The sequence below is a fragment of the Streptomyces sp. NPDC017095 genome (assembly GCF_044332325.1).
Lineage (GTDB): Bacteria > Actinomycetota > Actinomycetes > Streptomycetales > Streptomycetaceae > Streptomyces.
In genome coordinates, this window is sequence record NZ_JBIROU010000001.1 from 526,591 (window position 1) to 545,835 (window position 19,245).

General features: G+C 71.4%; 10 protein-coding genes. 2 read left to right on the forward strand and 8 right to left on the reverse strand.

The genetic code is table 11. The features are described 5' to 3' along the window. Window positions 1-508: 508 nt before the first annotated feature. Both ACH4OA_RS02110 and ACH4OA_RS02115 read right to left on the reverse strand, forming a co-directional pair. Window positions 509-1,363, reverse strand: coding sequence for a family 16 glycosylhydrolase (locus ACH4OA_RS02110; RefSeq protein WP_397935249.1), 855 nt, complete (start codon window positions 1,361-1,363; stop codon window positions 509-511). 344 nt (window positions 1,364-1,707) lie between these two features. After that, complete coding sequence (locus ACH4OA_RS02115; RefSeq protein WP_397967176.1) at window positions 1,708-2,967, reverse strand: beta-ketoacyl-[acyl-carrier-protein] synthase family protein; 1,260 nt, start codon at window positions 2,965-2,967, stop codon at window positions 1,708-1,710. A 66-nt stretch (window positions 2,968-3,033) separates the two neighbouring features. Between ACH4OA_RS02115 and ACH4OA_RS02120 the strand changes: the two genes are divergently transcribed. Continuing rightward, window positions 3,034-3,651 (forward strand): TetR/AcrR family transcriptional regulator C-terminal domain-containing protein, encoded by a 618-nt coding sequence (locus tag ACH4OA_RS02120; RefSeq protein WP_397945605.1) that lies wholly within the window; start codon window positions 3,034-3,036, stop codon window positions 3,649-3,651. 128 nt (window positions 3,652-3,779) lie between these two features. Then, entirely contained in the window at window positions 3,780-4,844 is a 1,065-nt protein-coding gene (locus ACH4OA_RS02125) for a sodium:calcium antiporter (RefSeq protein WP_397935255.1), read from the forward strand. A 37-nt stretch (window positions 4,845-4,881) separates the two neighbouring features. Here the strand turns inward: ACH4OA_RS02125 and ACH4OA_RS02130 are convergent, their stop codons facing one another. From ACH4OA_RS02130 to ACH4OA_RS02155, 6 genes are all read right to left on the reverse strand, one after another. Continuing rightward, the gene (locus ACH4OA_RS02130; protein ID WP_397967179.1) at window positions 4,882-5,748 is read right to left on the reverse strand and encodes a GyrI-like domain-containing protein; all 867 of its coding nucleotides are present in this window, start codon (window positions 5,746-5,748) and stop codon (window positions 4,882-4,884) included. Window positions 5,749-5,875: 127 nt separating this feature from the next. Beyond that, window positions 5,876-6,667: a phytanoyl-CoA dioxygenase family protein gene (locus tag ACH4OA_RS02135; RefSeq protein ID WP_397967181.1), complete on the reverse strand. Its 792-nt coding sequence runs from the start codon at window positions 6,665-6,667 to the stop codon at window positions 5,876-5,878. A gap of 174 nt (window positions 6,668-6,841) precedes the next feature. After that, window positions 6,842-7,084 (reverse strand): DUF5302 domain-containing protein, encoded by a 243-nt coding sequence (locus tag ACH4OA_RS02140; protein WP_397935259.1) that lies wholly within the window; start codon window positions 7,082-7,084, stop codon window positions 6,842-6,844. Between the two features lie 70 nt (window positions 7,085-7,154). Next, a complete protein-coding gene (locus ACH4OA_RS02145) occupies window positions 7,155-8,555 on the reverse strand; it encodes a DEAD/DEAH box helicase (RefSeq protein ID WP_397935260.1) in 1,401 nt (466 codons plus the stop codon). Between the two features lie 357 nt (window positions 8,556-8,912). Further along, window positions 8,913-9,329 carry a hypothetical protein gene (locus ACH4OA_RS02150; RefSeq protein WP_397935261.1) on the reverse strand — a complete coding sequence of 139 codons (417 nt, stop codon included), beginning with the start codon at window positions 9,327-9,329 and terminating at the stop codon, window positions 8,913-8,915. A 3-nt stretch (window positions 9,330-9,332) separates the two neighbouring features. Then, on the reverse strand, window positions 9,333-19,013 hold the full coding sequence (locus tag ACH4OA_RS02155; RefSeq protein ID WP_397967183.1) for a polymorphic toxin-type HINT domain-containing protein: 9,681 nt from the start codon (window positions 19,011-19,013) through the stop codon (window positions 9,333-9,335). Window positions 19,014-19,245 lie beyond the last annotated feature (232 nt).

Sequence of the window (19,245 nt, forward strand, 5' to 3'; positions counted from 1 at the left end):
GGTGGCCCCCCCCCCCGGCGCCCCCCCCCCCCCCCCGCCCCGCCCCCCCCCCGCGGGGCCGCCCCCCCCCCCCGCCCCCCGGGGGGGGGGTTGGGGGGGCCCCCCCCCCCCCCCACCCCCCCCCCGACGGTCACCGACGCCGGGGAGAAACGGCCGCCCGTCAGGTCAGTGGCGCGCGAGATGCGAGCGGACGGTGTAGCTCCCGGGGGCCGGGTGGTGACCGTGTAGTCCGATACATGGGCGCAGGTGTAGATGTCCTCGCCCGGCACTTTCGTGGCCACCGGCCCGGACGCGGTGGTCGTCTTCCTGGCGGTGAGGGCGTACTTCCGGCCCGCCACGTAGGTCAGATCGTCGATGCCGCAGGTGACACCGTCCTCGTCGTCGGCGCCCTTGTCGAAGCGGTGGCCAGGCGGGTGCCGACCCTGACGGTGTACGTGTAGGTGCTGAAGTTCCCGGGGACGGCGAAGTCGACGTTGATGCTACGGAAGCTCCCGCCGGTACTGGACCGTCACGCGTGGCCCTCGCCGTAGAAGCGCACGTAGTCGACCGACATCGTCGCGGGAGATGGTGTCGAGGCGTCGGGAGGGCCGGGCCAGTCGCCTCCGACGGCGACGTTGAGCAGGAGGTGCATGTCCTGTTCGAAGACCCAGTCACGTGGCTTGGGCAGTTGCGACGGGGTCAAGGTGAAGTACGGCTTCCCGTCGACGGACCAGGTGATGCGCCGCGGTCGCTTGTCGACGGCGTAGACGTGGAAGGCCCGCGACGCGTCGGCGGGGAGGGTGGTGGAGCCGCCGATCCCGTTCTCGTTGAAGTAGGACGGCCCGTGGGCGGTGCCGTACACCGTTCGCGGTTCTCCGCCGACCACCTCGCAGATGTCGATCTCTCCCTGTCCGGGCCACTCGACTCCGTTGTCGCCCAGCATCCAGATCGCCGGCAGCAGTCCCGTGCCGGTGGGCATCTTCGCGCGTATCTCCACGCGTCCGCGGGTGAGTGCGACCTTTCCCTCGGTGGTGAGCCGGGCCGACGTCCAGGTGCAGAACTGCCGCGTGTAGCACGGCAGGCGTGATGCCTCGGGGGCCGGCCGCGCCGAGATGAGGAGGTGACCCGCGCCGTCGAGGGCGGAGTTGGCCACCTCGTCCGTGTAGTACTGCAGTTCGTTGTTGCCCCAGCCCTCGGCGTCCCGGTTACCGATCTCCGTGTTCCAGGATTCCTCCGACGGGCGTGCGGCCGCCGCTCCGCCGAACTCGGCCCGCCAAAAGGGCCGTTCCCCGGGCGGGGAGGGGCTCGTGCCGCCAGGAGAGGCGCATCCGCCCAGCAGTCCGCCCAGTGCCAGCACGAGTGCCAGGCGGGTACGTCGGTTCATGGCGTTGCTCCTGGGAAAAGGGGCGGAAAACGGCGAGCACGGTCGTGTCCCTCCGCGCGAGGTGACCGGACCCGGACGAACCGCGACCTGTCCACAGGACACGAACCTTACAAAGCGTCGGCCACAACCCGACCCACTTCGAAGTGGACGCGGCGGTCCTGAAGTTGTCCGCCCCCGTCAGCCTCGCCGTGCCCCTACTGAGCGAACCCGGCACCTACCCGCCGATCGGCGCCCGCCTGGCCGCCTCCGGCTGGGGGGAACCACCTTCGACTCCGGCGATCCGAGCCCGGTCCTCAAGGTCGCCACGGTACAGATGACCCATTACTGGACGAACAGCGACGGGATCAGGCATCTTGATGTGCCGTACGGGACGCGTGGTGCCGTGCGCCGGTGACGATGAGTGAGACGTTCTGTCCACCGAAGCCGAAGGAGTTGCTGAGCACAGCCTCCTGGGGGACCTCTCGTCGCTCGGTGACGACATCGAGGTCGATGCCGGGACCGACGCCGGCCGTGGCGAGGTTGCGGGTCGGCGGGATGACGCCGTGCTCCACGCTGAGGACGGCGATGAGGGCTTCGATCGCGCCGGCCGCGCCGAAGAGATGACCGAGAGCCGCCTTGGGGGCTGTCACGGTGGCGCGGCCGAAGACCTCCCCGATCGCGTGTGCCTCGGCGACGTCACCGACCGGAGTTCCGGTGGCGTGTGCGTTGATGTGGCCGATCTGCCCGGGAGCCAAGCCGGCTTGCGCGAGGGCCTTCCGCATGGCCGAGATCTGACCGGAGCCGTCGGGAGCGGGCGCCGTGATGTGGTGAGCGTCGGCGGCGATACCGGCGCCGGCGAGCACCGCGTGGACGCGCGCGCCCCGGGCACCGGCGTGCTCGGCGCTTTCGAGCACCACGACGGCCGCGCCTTCGCTGAGGACGAATCCGCCGCGGTCCGCGGCGAACGGCCGGGACGCGGACGCGGGTTCGCCGGTGTGCCGTGACAGTGCCTGCGCCTGGGCGAATCCGGCGACGGTGATCGGGGTGATCGCGGCCTCGGTCCCGCCCGCGATGACCACGTCCGCCTCGCCGGCACGGATGAGCCTGGCCCCCAGGGCGATCGCCTCGGCACCGGAAGAGCACGCCGAGACGGGCGTGTGGACACCAGCCCGTGCGCCGTACTCGATACTGATCAGCGCCGCCGCCGCGTTCGGCATGAGCATCGGGACCGTACGCGGTGAGACGCGCCGCGTACCGGCCTTCTCCAGTACGTCGTCTTGCTCCAACAGCGTGCCCACACCACCGATGCCCGTGCCGATCGCCGATGCGAGCCGGTCCGGTTCCACCTGCGGGGCCCCGGCATCGGCCCAGGCTTCGGCCGCCGCGCCGAGGGCCGCCTGCTGCGAGCGGTCGAGCCTCCTGGCCTGCACCGGCGGCAGCAACTGGGCGGGGTCGATCGCCATCGTCCCCGCGACGGTGTCGGGAAGGCCGGCGTCCGCGTGGCCGCGCGGGACGCCGCGGATGCCGGACTCGCCGGCGAGCAGGGCGTTCCAGGTGGACACCACGTCTCCACCGAGTGGGGTGATCGCACCGAGCCCGGTCACGACGACTTCAGCGTGTTGCATGCGCTTCGACCTTTCTTGTATGCCATACAAACTGGCAGGGCTTGTTGTATCACATACAATCCAGGGGTGGAGAAGAAGCGAACCGAAGCCCGCGCGACGCCGACTCCGGCGCTCGACCGTGGTCGCGCGACGAGACGCCGGCTGATCGAGGTCACTGCCCGGCTCTGCAAGGAGCGGCCCGGCGCGGAAGTGAGTGTCGCGGAGATCGCGAACGCGGCAGGCGTCTTCCCCAATCAGGTCACCTACTACTTCGGCTCCAAGGATTCGCTGCTCGTACACGCCGCCTTCCTCGGCTTGCTGCACGACACCCGGCGGATCGAGCGCATCGGTCGCCAAGCCCCCGATGCGGCGGCCTTCCGGCGCAACATCGCCCGCGCCGTACTCGCCATCCCCTCGCTCCCCTCGGTCGCGCGAGCACTCGCCGCCGGGATCTCCAAACCCGAACTCGCCCCCGTGGTCGACCAGCACCTCCAGTTGCTGTTCCGGCAGTCCGAGCGCTTCGTGAGCCGGCTCATCGACACCCGCGGCTGGAGGGCCCGTCGGCCGCTCGACGTGGAGGCCAGGACATTCTGGAGCACCGCGCTCGGCGCGGTGCTGCTCGTCCGTGCCGGGGCACACGGCACCAACGGTGACCTCGACCTCGCCGGAGCGCTGACCATCGAGGACGCACCCGAACCCGGCTAGGCCGTTCCTTGCCGCCGCGCCGCGCCGCCGTCAAGGCGGGGCCAGGGCTCGGCGGGCCGGGGGGGCTTCCACGTGCGACGCCGGTGTGCCGTTGGTTCCGCTCCGGATCGGCGGGTACGTGCTGCGGCATGGGATCTTTGGGTTCGCCGGTGTTGCTGGCGTTGTTCGTGGCCAGTGCGGCCGTCATCTGGTTCGCGGGTGTCAAGCTGTCGGACACCACCGATGTGCTCGCCGAACGGCTTCATCTGGGCAGTGCGCTGGGCGGTCTGATCCTGCTGGCGGTCGCGACGAACCTGCCCGAGATCGCGATCACCGCGAGCGCGGCGATGGCGGGCCGGCTGGATGTCGCGGTCGGCAACATTCTGGGCGGTATCGCCATCCAGACGGTCGTGCTGGCGGTCCTGGACGCGGCCGGGGTCCGGCCGCGGGCTCCGCTGACCCGCCTGGCGGCCAGTCTGCAACTGGTCCTGGAGGGGGCCATGGTGGTGGTCGTCCTGGCGGTGGTGGTGATGGGCACGCAGCTCTCCCCCGGCCTGCACGCCGCCCGCCTGGCCCCCGCCTCGGTGGCGATCGCCATCCTGTGGGTGGTCGGTCTGATCCTGCTGGACCGGGCCGGCCGGGGTCTGCCGTGGCGGGAGGGCGGTGACGCCCCGGACGGCCAGCCCGAGCCGCGCGGCCACTCCAAGGGCAAGAAGGAGAAGGCCGCCAGCGACAAGGGCGTGAGCACCGCGCGCGCCGCGCTGGTGTTCGGCGTGGCCGCGCTGGCCACGCTCGTGGCCGGTGTCGTGATCGAGCGCAGCGGCGAGGAGTTCTTCGCCCGGCAGGGTCTGAGCGGGGTGCTGTTCGGCGCGACCGTGCTGGCGGCGGCCACCTCCCTGCCCGAGGTCAGCACCGGTCTGACCTCCACCAGGCTGGGCGACTACCAGCTCGCCATCAGCGACATCTTCGGCGGCAACGCCTTCCTGCCCGTGCTGTTCCTGCTCGCCACCGTCATCTCCGGCCGACCGGTCCTGCCGGCCGCGCACGACACCGACATCTACCTCACCGCGCTCGGGATCCTGCTGACCGTGGTCTACATGGCGGGGCTGATCTTCCGCCCGCGCCGCCAGTACGCGCGCATGGGCGTCGACAGCATCGCCGCGGTGGTCATCTACCTCGTCGGCATCGCCGGCCTGGCCACCATCGCCACCTGAGCGGAGCAGGTCCCCTCACCCCTGGCCGGTGGCGCCGTCAGCCGTGCTCCGGCTCCACCGGGAGCCACAGTTCGGCGTCGGCCTCGGTCCGGTCCGGCGACAGGCGGGTGCGCAGGATCTCGGGACCGGTGCGGGTGCGGTACGGGTTCGACGGGAACCACTCGGTGAACACCTCCCGCCACAGCTCCTGGATCGCCCGGGGCACCGGCCCGGAGGTGGTGAAGACCGCCCAGGTGCCGGCCGGGACGGCCAGCGTGGTCGTGCCCTCCGGTGGCGCCGCGGAGGTGATCACGCCGTGGTGGTAGTCGAGTTCGGTGCCCTCGGCGCGGCTGGGGTCCATGCCGTCGCAGACCGCGACGACGCCGTGCGGCTCCTGGTCCGACAGCTTCTCCAGGCGCTCCAGCGCCCGTGGGTCGGTCCCCCGGACGAAGTCCATGATCGCCTGGTTGGGTCCGGTGTGCACCAGCGGTACGCGGGTCCGGAACCCGACGACGGTGAAGGCCGCCCTGTCCACGACGCGGTACCGCATGCTGCTGCTCCCCTCGACGGTGAGGCGGAAGGACATCCGGGACTGGGAGCTGAGCGCGGCGCCGGTGCGGCGGGCCTCGCCCGGTGCGATGCCGTGCATGGCACGGAACGCCCGCGCGAACGCCTCGCCGGAGCCGTAGCCGTAGCGCACCGCGATGTCCAGCAGCGTCTCGCGGCCCGCGAGCACGTCGGCACCGGCGAGGGTGAGCCGGCGGCGCCGGATGTACTCCGACAGCGGGATGCCCGCGAGCGCGGAGAACATCCGGCGCAGGTGGTACTCCGAGGTGCCCGCGACGCGCGCCAGCTCGGCGACATCGAGGTCCTGGCCGAGCCGGCGCTCGATGTGCTCCATGGCCCGGTTCAGCCGCTCGGGCATGCCCGACCTCCTCCTTCTCTCTCCCCGCACGGCCACGGTGCTGACGGCGCTCTCTTCGCGCACGGCCGCCGTGCCGGCGGTATGACCCCCGCACGGCCAGCGTGCCGACGGCAGCCGTGTCGCATGTCTACCCGGCGCCGTGGCCGGGGGTGTCCCGGCCCAGGCCCCGGCGGATCGCGGTCTCCACGGGCGCGTACGCGCCGTCGGCCCGCTCCAGCGCGTACGGCGCGGCCGGCAGCAGCGGCGGCTGGGCCATGAAGCGCGGCCGCGCCCCGTGGTGCGGTTGCGCGGCGTGCACCAGGAACGGATGGCACAGGAAGACATCGCCCGGGGACCCGGTGGCGAGGGCGAGCGGCCGGTGACCGGACGCCGCCGTCAGTTCGGGGGCGAGGGTCAGCCCGCTCGCCCCGTCCTCCCCGTACTTCTCCAGCACCTTCGGCACGTCGAGGTGCGAACCGACCCGGATCCGGGTCGGGGCGTCCTCCTCGCCGACCTCGCTGAACAGGAACAGCATCAGCAGCGCCCGGCCCCGGGAGCGCAGATTGGTGAAGTACCAGCTCTCGCCCTCCGGCAGGTAACTGCCCTCGATGTGCCAGCCCGCGTCGTCCGGCTCCTCCGGGTGCGGGAAGCGCAGCGGGAACGTGCCCAGCGAGTAACGCGGTTCCCAGCGTCCCGCGCCGACCAGCAGGTCGTACGCGTGGTGCAGGAGCGGGGAGTTGGGTGCGGCGGCGAACGGTCCCTGGGCCATGCCCGCCACCCAGTGCACGGGCTGCGTCCAGGTCGACGGGTCGTCCGGGTCGCAGCCCGTCTCCCGCCACAGCAGCCGCGCGCAGTCCGCGGCCACGCGCGGCGCGACGGCGCCCTCCAGCTTCACGAAGCCGTCACGGAGGAAACGGGATACCAAGGTCGTGTCGTCCATGCCCCCATCGTGCGGCGGCACCGGCCGCGCTCACCCGACTTCCTCCGCACCGGCTTTGTCGGGTATCGCGCGTACGGCGTCCGCTGTCCCGCGAGAGGCTCGGTCGGGGCAGCTTCGGGGGATGTGGCCGGCTTCGGGTGCCGGTGGAGCGGGCCGGCCGCGGGGCCGGTCCGCTCAGCCGCCGCTCTTGCGCCGGAACGACCGCTGGCTCGAGGCCGGGCCGTGCGCCGCGCGCACCTTCGACGCGTCCGGGTTGGCGGCGACGTCGGCGGCGTCCGCCTGCGCACCGCGCTTGCGCGCCAGGGCTTCGCGGAACTTGCGCTTGAGGTCGTAGGTGCCGTCGTCGTCCGGCGTCACAGGGGACGTCTCGGGGGCGGTCGGCTCCGAACCTTCCGTGGTGGCGGGCTCTGCGGTCATGGGGACCTCCTGGGTTCGGGGTGGGCAGGCACAGCTTGTCATGCCGGGCGCGGTGGGGGCACCGGCGTTATCAACCCGCTCGGTTGCGGCGCACGAGGGCGGCCTTGCGGGCCTCGGCCAGCTTGCGGGCCTCGCCGGCCTTGCGGGACTTGCCGCCGGCGCCGCGGGAGGCGTCCTTGCTGGTGCCGAGGCCGCGGAACGGGGCGTTGGTGTTCTTGGGCCGGGGTACGGCGGGGCCGCTGTCGAGCGGGGTGCCGGAGGGGGCCTTGGCGCCGGTGATCCGGCTCAGTTCGGCCTCGCCCGAGCGCACCTTGGTGACGGTCGGCTCGATCCCGGCCTCGGTCAGCATCCGGCTGGTCTCGCGGCGCTGGCCCGTCAGCACGAGCGTGACCACGCTGCCGGACTCGCCGGCGCGGGCGGTGCGGCCGGCCCGGTGCACGTAGTCCTTGGGGTCGGTGGGCGGGTCGACGTTGACCACGAGGTCGAGGTCGTCGACGTGCAGGCCGCGGGCGGCGACGTTGGTCGCCACCAGGACGGTGATCTGGCCGTTCTTGAACTGGGCGAGGGTCCGGGTGCGCTGCGGCTGGGACTTGCCGCTGTGCAGGGCCCCGGCGTGCACTCCGCTGGCCCGCAGATGCCGGGTGAGCTGGTCGACGGCGTGCTTGGTGTCGAGGAACAGCAGGGCGCGGCCGTCGCGGGCGGCGATCTCCGTGGTGACGGCGTAGCGGTCGGGGCCGTGGACGACCAGGACGTGGTGCTCCATCGTCGTGACCGCGCCCGCGGACGGGTCGACCGAGTGGACGACGGGGTCGTGGAGGTAGCGGCGGACGAGCTGGTCGACGTCGCGGTCGAGCGTGGCCGAGAACAGCATGCGCTGGCCGTCGGGGCGCACCTGGTCGAGGATCTCGGAGACCTGCGGCAGGAAGCCCAGGTCGCACATCTGGTCGGCCTCGTCCAGCACGGTGATCCGTACGCGTCCCAGACGGCAGGCGTTGCGCTCGATCAGGTCGTGCAGGCGTCCGGGGGTGGCGACGACCACCTCGGCTCCCTCGCGCAGCTCGGCGACCTGCCGGCCGATGGACATGCCGCCGACGACCGTGGCCGTGCGCAGCCGCAACGCCTCGGCGTACGGTGCGAGCGCCTGCGTGACCTGCTGGGCCAGCTCCCGGGTGGGTACGAGGATCAGGGCGAGGGGCTGCTTCGGCTCGGCGCGCCGCCCGGCCGTACGCGTCAGCAGCGGCAGGCCGAAGGCGAGCGTCTTGCCCGATCCGGTGCGGCCGCGGCCCAGGACGTCGCGGCCCCTCAGGGCGTCGGGCAGTGTGGCGGCCTGGATCGGGAAGGGGTCGCGCACCCCGAGTCCGTCCAGGGTCCGCAGCACCTCCGCCGGCAGGTCCAGGCCGGCGAAGGAGGCGGCCGGTGCGGTCGTGGCGGGACCGCCGGGTGCGGTGCCGGAGTCGTCGGGGTGGTTCATGAAAAGCCTTCCGCAGGGGACGTATCGAGGAAGGCCCGGCAGGACCGGACGGTCCCCGCACGAGCGGAACCGAACGGACGGAATCGCCCACCGCGACGACCACGCAAACGCATGACGATAGCACAGGCACGTCACGCCGTTCCCGTGCGGTCGCTCAGCGTGGCAGCCGGGACAGCAGGTGTGCGAGGTCGTCTGGGAACTCGGGCATGTGGGGTTCGGCGCAGTACCGCACGGTGCAGGCCGCGGAGACCAGTTCCATCGCCGAGTACTCGCCGATCTACGAGCGTCGGTGCCCCCCCCCACGAAGTAGTGGGGGGGGCACCGAATTGTTGCCGTCACACGCCGACCCAGGTTCTTCTACGCCTCTCCGCCTGCAGCAGAAATCGGCAGGTTGAAGAACTGATATACGGCTACTCGCTGGGCTTCCACAGAAGCCACCTGCGATGGTTCAGCCGCAGCGAAGATGTCGACGGTCTCCTTCTCTTCGGCAGACCGGGAGAGGACTGCGGCGAAGCGGCCATCATCCATCTGCTGTTGCATTCCGGAGGGAAAGACGTCCGGTCGCGCCCCTTGGCAGCAGAGCAGGAGATCTTCCTTCTCCAAGTCGGTTCGAGCACTCAGGAGACACTTGAACAGATTCGACCCGGTGAAGGACTGCCAGTCCCGACCTGAGAACTTCATTCTCAGGCCCGCTCCTTCGCCATCCAGGATCTCGAACGAGACCGGAACGGCTGAGGATCCTCGCCCTACAGCCAGCAGTTCAAGCGATTCCATGCCTCACTCCCGATAGTTCGGATTCGGAGTCCACTCTCCTGTTGTTTCATGCCAACACCCACGTATGTGACACGAATCAATGGTGCGCGGAACAGCTATCTCCGCCTCGTCTGCGTGAACGTTTCCGGGGATCGTCTTGTTCACGTCGATCCCGCCAGACACACCTCTGGAGTCGATCACGTAAGTGTGGCCCTTCCGGCTCAACGCGTGAGACTTCGAGGTGGTCGTCGACACGAATCCAGAGTCGGGGGTATAGACCCCGGAGACACCCGCTACGTGCTCTTCCAGATTCATATTGTTTCCCTTGGGCGCGAATCCTCCACCGAAGATAACGCTGGGATCCCGGGTGTCGCTGCGATACACGTCCCCGCAGTTGTGGACGAGGACCGGCGTGGCCCCCGCGAGCACATAGTACGTGTGGGCTCTGTCGACCGTCAGGTTGTAGACCGCCGCCTGTTGGGTCCAGGCGCTGACCGCTTCGATCTTGACCTGGGTGCCCGAGCCGGTGCGGAGCCATTCGCCGGGGCGGAGTTCTCCGGCCTTCAGCCACTTCTTCAGGTCCGGGACCCAGAAGGGGTGGCCCTCGGTCGCCGTGAGGGTGTCCGTGGCGTGGCCGCGGGCGCCGTCCGTGTCGATCGTGACCCGGACGAGGTTCTTCGCGCCCCGGCCCTCGATGGTGTCGGTGACCTTCTCCTTGGACGTTCTCCCGGTCGTCGGGTCGGTGGCGAGGACCTCGTCGCCCTCCCGCACCTTCTCGATCGGTTTGCGGCTGCCGTCGGCCATCGCGACCTCGGTGCCGGGGACGAAGCTGTTGCCGCTGGCGAGGGAGGCCACGTCTCGGGCGGTCGAGACGCACTCCCCCACCGCCTCGGCCTCGTCGAGGACCTTCTTGCCCTTCTCGGCCGCCTTCGCGATCTGGTCCGCGTACTTCGCCGCCTTCGCGGTCATCCGGCCGGCCTTCGCCGCCCGGACCGCCGCCGCGCCGGCGCCGCCGAGGACGATGCCGCCCACGGTCGCCGCCGCCCAGGCGCAGGACTCCATGTCGCCCGTGGTGACGCAGTCCTTGATGTCGTTGAAGCCGGTGACGTCGCCGATGACGTTGCCGACCGTCTTGACGTCGTCCCAGACCTCGCCCCAGTCGACCGCGTCGGAGACGGTCTCCACGACGCTGCCGACCTGCTTGACGACCTCGTCGCGGATGGCGTCCGCGGCCTTGGCGGCGTCGGCGACCACCTGGACGGCCGCGCCGACGATGATCGCCGGCAGGTTCGGGTCGGCCGTGACGATCGCCTTGCCGACGGCGATCAGCGGCTTGGTGGCGGCGAGGATCGCCGGGACCGGGTTGTGCCGGGCCGCGTAGGAGGCCGCCTGTCTGGCCTTCTTCGTGAGGTAGACCTTGGCCTGGTAGGCCGCCCGGGCGGCCTGTCTGGCCTTCTCGCGGGCCCACTCGGTCACGCCCGTCTTCTGGCCGACCCATCTGACCGCGTTCACGGTGGCGTCGACGGCCGTCTTCAGGCCCGACTTGCGGTACACCCAGTTGGCGGCCTTGCCGACATAGCTCAGCGCCAGCTTGAACGCCGCTCCGGGGTTGTTCCACGCCCACTGCACCCCGTGCCAGACGGACTGGGCGGTCTTGGAGACCCAGTGCGCGCCCTGCCGGATCTTCTTGCCGGTCCAGCTCGCGCCCTGGCGGATCTTCTTGCCCGTCCAGCTCGCGGCCTTGCTGCACCAGCCGCAGCTCGGCCAGTGGCCGTCCGGGTCGGTGTAGTCCAGCGGGGCGCCGGCGCCGTAGGTGTAGCGGTTGGCCAGGATGGAGGCGCCGGAGCTGTAGAGGTAGGAGTCCCGGGAGTCGAAGGTGCCGGTCCCCGGGTCGTACCAGCGGGACTGCATGTCGACCTGGTCGGTGTCCGGGTCGGTCCAGCCGCCCTGGTAGCCGGCGTTGCCGGTCACACCGTCCGTGCCGAGCACCCGGCCGAAGGGGTCGAAGGCCGTGGACTCGGCCAGGGCCGGTGCCGCGCCGTCCGTGGCGGACATGCTGCCGACGACGTCGCCGTGCTTGTCCTCCAGCGTCAGCCGGGCGGTGCCGCCGCCCTCGGCGACCGCGAGCAGTTCGTCCGCCGCGCCGCGGCCGTAGGTGGAGGTCTGGTCCTTGACCGGGTCGGGTGCGAAGCCGGCGTAGGAGAAGTCCGCGCCGTTGCGGGACGCGACCCGGTCCAGCGCGTCGTAGGTGTACTCCGTGCCGGACTCGCCCGCCTTCACCAGCCGGTCGAAGGCGTCGAAGGTGAAGTCCTCCTTCAGTCCGGAGCTGGTGCGCGACGCGAGGGTGCCGCGCGCGGTGTAGGCGTAGGTGTAGTCGCCGTCGGACAGCAGCCGGTTGCGCTCGTCGAAGGTGGCGGTCTTGTCGCCGTTCCTGACCCGGTTGCCGCTGTCGTCCCAGGCGTACTCCGTGGTGGTGCCGTCGGCCGTCCAGGAGGTGAGGCGGCCGGCCTGGTCGTAGCCGTAGGTGTGGGCGCCGGCCTTGGCGGTGCCGGCCGTGGTCTTGGAGGTCAGCCGGTCGTCGTCGTCATAGCCGTAGTCGGTCGACGCCATGGTCCGGCCGGCGCTGTTCTTCAGGGTGTCGGTGTCGAGGCGGCCCAGGTCGTCGTAGGTGAAGCTGCGGGACTGGCCCGCGCCGTAGTCGACCTTCTTGACCGCGCCCGCGCCGTCGTAGGTGTAGCTCTGCCGGACACCGGTGAGCGGGTCGGTCGCCGAGGCCAGTTGCTGCTTGGCGTAGCCGAACACGGCGGTGCCGGCGGCGTCGGTGCGGCTGGTGAGCAGGCCGTCGTCGTCGTACTGGTACGTGGCGTCACCGAGCGGGCCGGTCGCCTTCAGCAGGGCGCCCCGGTCGTCGTACTCGTAGGTGTTGTCGCCCTTCGGGGAGGAGGCCCTGGTCAGGCGGCCCGCCGCGTCGTACTGGAACGCCTTCTCGGCGGTGGCCGCGGCGGCGCCCGTGCCGGTCTCGCGGACCAGTTCTCCCGCCTTGTCGTACGCGCGCTCGCGGACCACGCCGCCCGGGGCGGTGACCTTGACGGGTTCGCCGGCGGCGTCGTACGCGGTGGTCCAGGTGCGGGCCTGCGGTGCCGGGTCGCGGGCGGTCGCGGGCTCGATCACGGACTCGGCGAGGCCGAGCGAATTGAACGTGTAGAGCGTGGAGTTGCCGCGGCCGTCGGTGTAGCGGGTGCGGTTGCCGAGGGCGTCGTAGCCGAAGGACGTGGTGAGGGACTTGGTGTCGGAGACCGGTTCGCTCTGGCCGGTCAGCCGGTTGAGGGCGTCGTAGGTGTACGTCGTCGTGCGGTTCAGCGGGTTGGTCGAGGCGACCAGGTTGCCCGCCTTGTCATAGGTGTAGCCGACCTTGCGGAGCTGGTTGTTCGCCGGGTCCAGGTCCTGGTCCTGGACGAGCCGGCCGAGCTGGTCGTAGATCTTCGCGGAGGTGCGGCCCATGCCGTCCGTGCGGCGCACCTCGCGGCCCTCGGCGTCGTAGCCGAGCTGGGTGACGACGCCGCTGGGCTCCTGCAGCCGGGTCGGCTGGCCGAGGCTGTCGTAGGTGAACCGGCTTTCGGCGCCGCTCGGCGAGGTCTGCCGCACCACGTTGCCCGCGTCGTCGTACTCGCTGCGGGTGGTGAAGGCGCCGGGCCGGGGCTTGCGTTCGATCGCGGTGCTGGTGACCGGGCGGTCCAGGTCGTCGTAGGTCGTCTCGGCGCGGGCGCCGTTCGGGTCCGTGACCGACAGGATCTCCCCGGTACGGGTGTAGGTGTACGTCCACTGGCCCCGCTCGTCGCCCGTGCCGACGGGGACGTCCTTCACGGTGAGCCGGTTCTGGCGGTCGTACTGGTACCTGGTCACGCGGCCGAGCGGGTCGGTGCTCTCGGTGACGTTGCCGAGGGCGTCGTAGGTGTGGGTGACGGTCGGGGCGACGGTGTCGGTGGAGCCCGGCGCGGTGTAGGCGGGCGCGGTCTCGGTGACCGGGCGGCCCAGCCGGTCGTAGGCGGTGCGGTTGACGTTGCCGAGGGCGTCGGCGGACTCGGTGACCGCGCCGAAGGTGTCGTAGCCGGTGAAGGTGGTGGGCCGGGAGGTGGCGGGCGCGCTGCCGCCGGACTCGGTCAGGACGGGGGGCGCGGTGACGGAGACGGGCCGGCCGAGTTCGTCGTAGCCGTACTCGGTCGTGTGGCCCGCCGGGTCGGTCTGGGAGGTGGTGAGCCCGCGGTCGTCGTAGGTGTAGTCGGTGGTCCGCGAGTCGGTGCCGTTCTCGACCGTCTCGTGCAGGACGTTGCCCGCGTCGTCGTACTCGTAGCGGACGGAGTCGCCGCTGACGCTCACCGGCCAGGGGACGTTGGACGGGGCGCCGCTGGAGGCCGTCGTCAGCACGTTGCCGGCGAGGTCGTAGGTGTACGTCGTGCGGCGCGCGAGCCCGTCGGGGTCCGTGACCTCGGACTTCACCCGGCCGACCAGGTCGTAGGTGTAGGCGGTGACCAGTTGGCCGTTGGCGGTCGTCTCGGTCAGGACGTTGCCGGCGCCGTCGTAGGTGTCGGACTCCACGACGACGTCCCGCCGGGTGCCGTCGGGGTTGTGGAAGTCCTTGAGGGTGATCGACTTGACCAGGTCGTCGCCGTAGTACTGGTACACCAGCGAGCGGCCCATCGAGTCCGTGTGCCGCACCAGCCGGCCGCCCATGTCGTAGGCGTACGACTGGAGGACCGTGTAGGCGTCGTCGCCCCCGTCGTCGTCCCAGTCGCGCAGCCGGGTCTCGGCCATCATGTTGCGCGCGGTGTAGACGTAGTCGAAGTGGTTGCCGCCCGCGTCCACCATCGACGTCTTGTTGCCGAAGACGTCGTAGGTGTACGAGGTCTCGTTGCCCTCGGCGTCGGTGACCGATTCCGGGCGGCCGTGGTCGTCGAGGGCGAAGGTCATCACCCGGGTGGCGTCGCCGCCCAGCAGGTCGCTGATCTCGGTGCGCACCACGTTGCCGTCGGCGTCGTAGTCCGTGGTGGTCCGCTGCTGGTGCCTGCCGGAGGTGACGGAGTTGGTCACCGCCGGATCGGTCAGGGTGCGGACCCGGGAGAGCTTGTCGTAGGTGAACGTGGAGGTCGTGCCGGCTGGCTGGGCGTCCGTGACGACGGTCTCGGTGAGTTTGCGGCCCAGCGCGTCGTAGGTGTACTTGGTGACGCTGCCGGACGGTTCGGTCACCCAGGCCAGGTCGCCGTTCTTGTAGTACTGGTAGCGGGTGATCTTTCCGCGCGGGTCGGCGGTGGTGAGCGGCAGACCGGTGGGCGTGTTGCCGCCGCCGACGGCGGGCTCGGCGCCGGTCGTGTACGTGTTGCGGGCCGTGCCGCCGTCGGGCGCCGTCTGGGTGAGCAGCGCGCCGCTGGTGTTGTACGTGTACGCGGTGAGGTAGCGGTTGTCGGTGGGGCCCGTCGAACGGCCGTCGCGGGTCTCGGAGGGCTGGTCGGCGCGCAGATCGAAGTCGCCGGCCGGCGTCGGGTAGGTGGTGTACGAGGTCTGGCAGTCGCCGGCCGCCCGGCAGGTGGTCCGGCTGGTGACGTTGCCGCGGCCGTCGTAGCCGAGGGTGACCTTGTCGCCGTTCTCGCTGGTGATCCCGGTCTGGAAGCCGTTGTCGTCGTAGGTGAAGGAGCGGATGGCGACGCCGTCGACGGGGTAGCGGATGAAGTCGGGTCCGTCGCCGCTCCCGCCGGGCGGGGTGGTGCAGAAGGCCGGGTCGCCCGGGTCGGGCCGGGTGCAGACCTGACCGGGGTCGGACGGCGACGGGGACGGGGTCCCGGTGCCGGACTCGCGGGCGCCGAGCGCCATCGGCTCGCCGTAGCGCAGCAGCCGCGAGGACAGTCCGTCGTACTCGTAGAAGTACGGGGCGTCCATCGGGTCGCGCACCTCGACGGTGCGGCGCAGGTCCTTGTCGTTGCCGAAGACCGCGGGCGTGCCGACCTTCCAGGTGCCGCCGTTGCGGTCGGTGTACTCCTGGACGCGGTCGCGGCCGGTGTCGTACTGGACCTCGGAGGCGGTGCGGCCGCTCGGCAGCGTCGTCTTCGTCAGCACGTCGGCGGTGCGGCCGCCCTCGCGGTAGTGGGCAAAGACGGCCGCCGTGCCCAGCGGGTGGTGGTAGACGGCGACGTCGTCGATGGTGCCGGCGAAGGACCTGGCGGCGGTGGAGCCCCAGCCCGGCCAGGACGCGGGGGTGGTGGCCTGGGCGGCGCCGATCTGGTTGTAGGTGAGGGTGGTCTGCAGCGGCTGCTTGCCCGTGCTGGTCCCGGACAGCTTGCCGTCCAGGTAGAGGCTCTGGGCCGAGCCGGACAGCGACAGCACCGCGTGGTGCCACTGGCCGTCGTTGACGTTCTTGGTGATGTCGGTGAGGGGGCCGGCCGTGCCGGTCCAGAACTGGCCGCGCAGCTTTCCGTCGGTGCCGACGTACAGCATCGGGACGCCGGTGCCGGGCGTGGTGCCCCAGGCCTTGTCCTGGTAGCCGACGAGCGGACCGCCGACGCCGCCGGCGATCGTCTTGAACCACACCTCCACCGCTGCGTCGCGGCTCTTCTTCAGCGTGCCCGCGGGCAGGTCGACGCGTGAGGTGGTGCCGTTGAAGGAGGCGGCGGTGCCGGGGTCGCCGGTGAGCGCGCCGGCGGCCTTCAGGGTGACGTTCTGGTAGGTGCCGCGGTCCTTGCCGAGGTTGACCTCGTTGGCGCTGTTCGCCGCGGTGCCCTCCTCCTCGCCCAGGCGCCAGTAGGACTCGGGGCGGGAGTCGAGCACGGTGGTGGCGTAGTGGCTGCCGGTGCCGTAGGCGTACTGGGTGCAGCCGCTCAGCGGGTCGCAGACCTTGTCCAGCAGGTCGCCGGTGTAGCTGTAGTTCCAGGTCAGCGGGGCGCCGTCGACGGGGGTCGTCTGGACCCGGGTGATGTGCGCGCCGGTCCAGGTGAAGGTCAGCGAGCGGGAGGTGCGGTTGTTCGTCGCGGTCGTCAGCTTGCCGGCGGTGTAGGTGTAGGTGACGGTGTTGGAGTACGCGTCGGTGATCTTGGCGAGCAGGCCGCTGGTGCTGAAGTCGTACGTCGTGCCGGACTTGTCCTGGAGCCGGTAGGTGCCGGCCGTGGAGTCGAAGGTCAGCTTGGCGAAGCGGCCGGGCGGCGGGGCGAAGGTCCCGTCGGCGTTCTTGCCGAAGCGGACGTCCTGGCCGTCGGGGTAGCGGATGACGACGTTGCCGCTGCCGTCGTCGTCCGGGGTGAGCCGCATGTCGAAGCGGGTCGTCCAGCCGGCGCCGAAGGCGAGGTCGCGCCGCGGGTCGAGGCTGTTGTAGGTGCGGATGAGCGTCAGGTCGGGGCCGACGCCGGCGAGGGAGGCGTCGGTGGCGCTGGCGGTGAAGTTGCCGACGTTCGGGTCGAACTCCTTGCCCTGCGCCCCGGAGAGCCGCGAGGTGATCTCGGGCTGCGGGACGGTGGCGACCAGGGCCACCTGCTGGGTCGGGACCTCGTTGGAGGCGTCCTTGACGAAGCCGCGCCACAGGTAGGTCTTGCCCCACTTCAGCCGGCCGGCGGGCACCGGGTAGGCCGAGCCGGTCTGGTAGGCGGAGGTCGTGCAGGCGGCGGGCTTGCCGTCCTTGTCCGCCTCGCAGATCTCGAACTTGTACTGGAGCGCGGACCCTGGCGGCGCGTCGATGTCAACGCCGGCCGCCCACAGCTGCGGGGTGAGCGTCTGGGCCTGGTAGCCGTTGGGCGGGAACTGCTCCTTGACCACCGGCGCGATGTCGAAGACCTGGAGGGTCAGCCGGCCCGGTGGCACCTGCTCGTCCGTGAAGACCTTGCCGCCCTGGCGCACCATCGTGAAGTCGAGCAGGTAGACGCCCGGCGGGAGCGCCTTGATGGTGGCGTCGACCGTCGCCCTGGCGCCGTGGGCCACGTTGCCGGTGAGGCTGCCCGCGCGCTGCTGCGTGACCAGCTTGCCCTTCTTGTCGTAGGCGCGGTAGGCGAGGTAGTAGGTGGCGGGCGTCCAGGTCTCGGCGCCCTTGTTGGTGACGGCGACCTTGACCTGGCCGGCCTGGTTCTGGAGCACCGGCGGGTCGGGGACGGGCTTGGGGAAGCTGTACGAGGCGTTGTACGGGGAGTGCGTGACGTACAGCTTGGGCGGGTTGGCGGTGCCGGGGCCGGTGAACTTCTTGAAGGCGAGCGGGTCGGTGGCCGAGGCCCGCAGGGACAGGCCGTTGTTGGCCTGGGTGCCGTCGACCCAGCGCTGCACCAGGTCGCGGCCGCCCTTGCCGAGGTCGAACAGCTCTCCGGCGGTGGGGCAGGCGGACTTGGACTGGCCGAGGCCGATGTAGCCGTAGGCGAAGGACTTCGACGCGAGGGCGCCGCCGACCGCGGGGCCGGGATAGGCGGTGCCGGTGCCGGCGGTCCAGGACTCGGTCACCGGGTGGACGGAGACCGAGCGCGGCTTGCAGGAGGGCGCCTCGAAGTTCACGGCCTGGAGCTGCACGCCGAAGATCTGGTGGTACCGCAGCTCCTCGTCGAGTCCGGGGAAGCCGAGGTAGGCGGCGGTGGGGCCGTCCGGGCCCTTGCCGGCCTGGAGTTCCTTGGGGTCGGTGACGGAGCCGCCGCTGCGGACCGTCATGGCGGTGGACGCGGACGTGGTGTCGACGGAGGGGTCGACGCGGACGGGGAAGGCGCGGGCCGGGTCGGCGAGCCACTCCCGGTCGGCGGTCACCTTCAGCGCCTGGCCGCCGTCCGGCTGCCGGACGAGCGTGTACGACACGGCGTGCGACACGGACCGGGCGGCGTCCTCCATGACGCCGGCCGGGATGACGGCGCGGGTGCGGCCCTTGCCGTCCGCCAGCAGAATCGATTCTCCATCCGCCTTGGCGGTGAGGCCCTCAAGATGCAGCGGGAAGACGAAGGTGTTCGGCGCGGCGGCGGACTTCAGGACGAGGGTCTCCTTGGCCCCGCCGGCCCGCGAGTCCAGCCAGAGGTCGGTCCCGGGCAGCACCCGCGGGTAGCTGACGCGGACGCCGTCCGCGCTGCCCGGCACCGGTGCGGCGCCGCTCAGCCCGTACCCGAAGGACTCGCCGGACGGCAGCGTGACCGAGGCGAGGACGCCGTCGTCGGCCCGGCCGGCGAAGCGGACGGCCACCGAGTCGGCGGTGTTGGCCCAGCCGCCGCCGCGCTCGACGAGGGAGCTGTCGATGCCGCGCCACTTCCCGTCGCGCTCGCGGTAGTTGAGCGGGCTGGTGGAGAACTCGGTGGTGCGGGTGCCGTCGTCGTTGGCGTAGGTCCGGCTGTGGGCGTCCCGCCGGGAGACGATCTCCCTGCTCGTCGCGCGGTCGAAGCCCTCGGCCTTCGCGGGCGGCGCGGTGCTCACCCGGACCTTGTTCTCGCGCACCGCGGGCCGGACGGCGGACGGGGTCTTCAGCGGGTACTTGGCCCGCAGGGAGCGCGGCGCGTCGTCGTTGCGCCTGCCGTCCACGGCGTGACCGAGCCCCTCGGCGCTGCCCCAGCGCTGGGCGGGGCCCCTCGCCGCGGCCGGGTCCGCCGGGAAGAACAGGATGCCGCCGTCGGCGACGGCGAGCGCCCCCATGGCGATGACCGCCGCCACGGCGAGCGCGACGGCCCTGCCCCACCGAGTGCGCGGCATCCTGGCCGGCAGGAATTTGCGCACGCGTATCCGATACACCGGCACAGTCCCCCCACGGGAAATTCAAAGAAGTGAGGGGAGCCTGACTGTTCGCCGGCCGCTTTGTCGACCCGTCACCCGGACCATTCATCTGGGCGTGATCTTTCCGTGATCACCGCCGCGCGGACGAATACGGCCATCTCAGAAGGCACTTGCACAAGGCGCCGGAAACTCCCGGACTCCCGTGGGGAATCCCCGCGTTCATGGAATCGCAAGA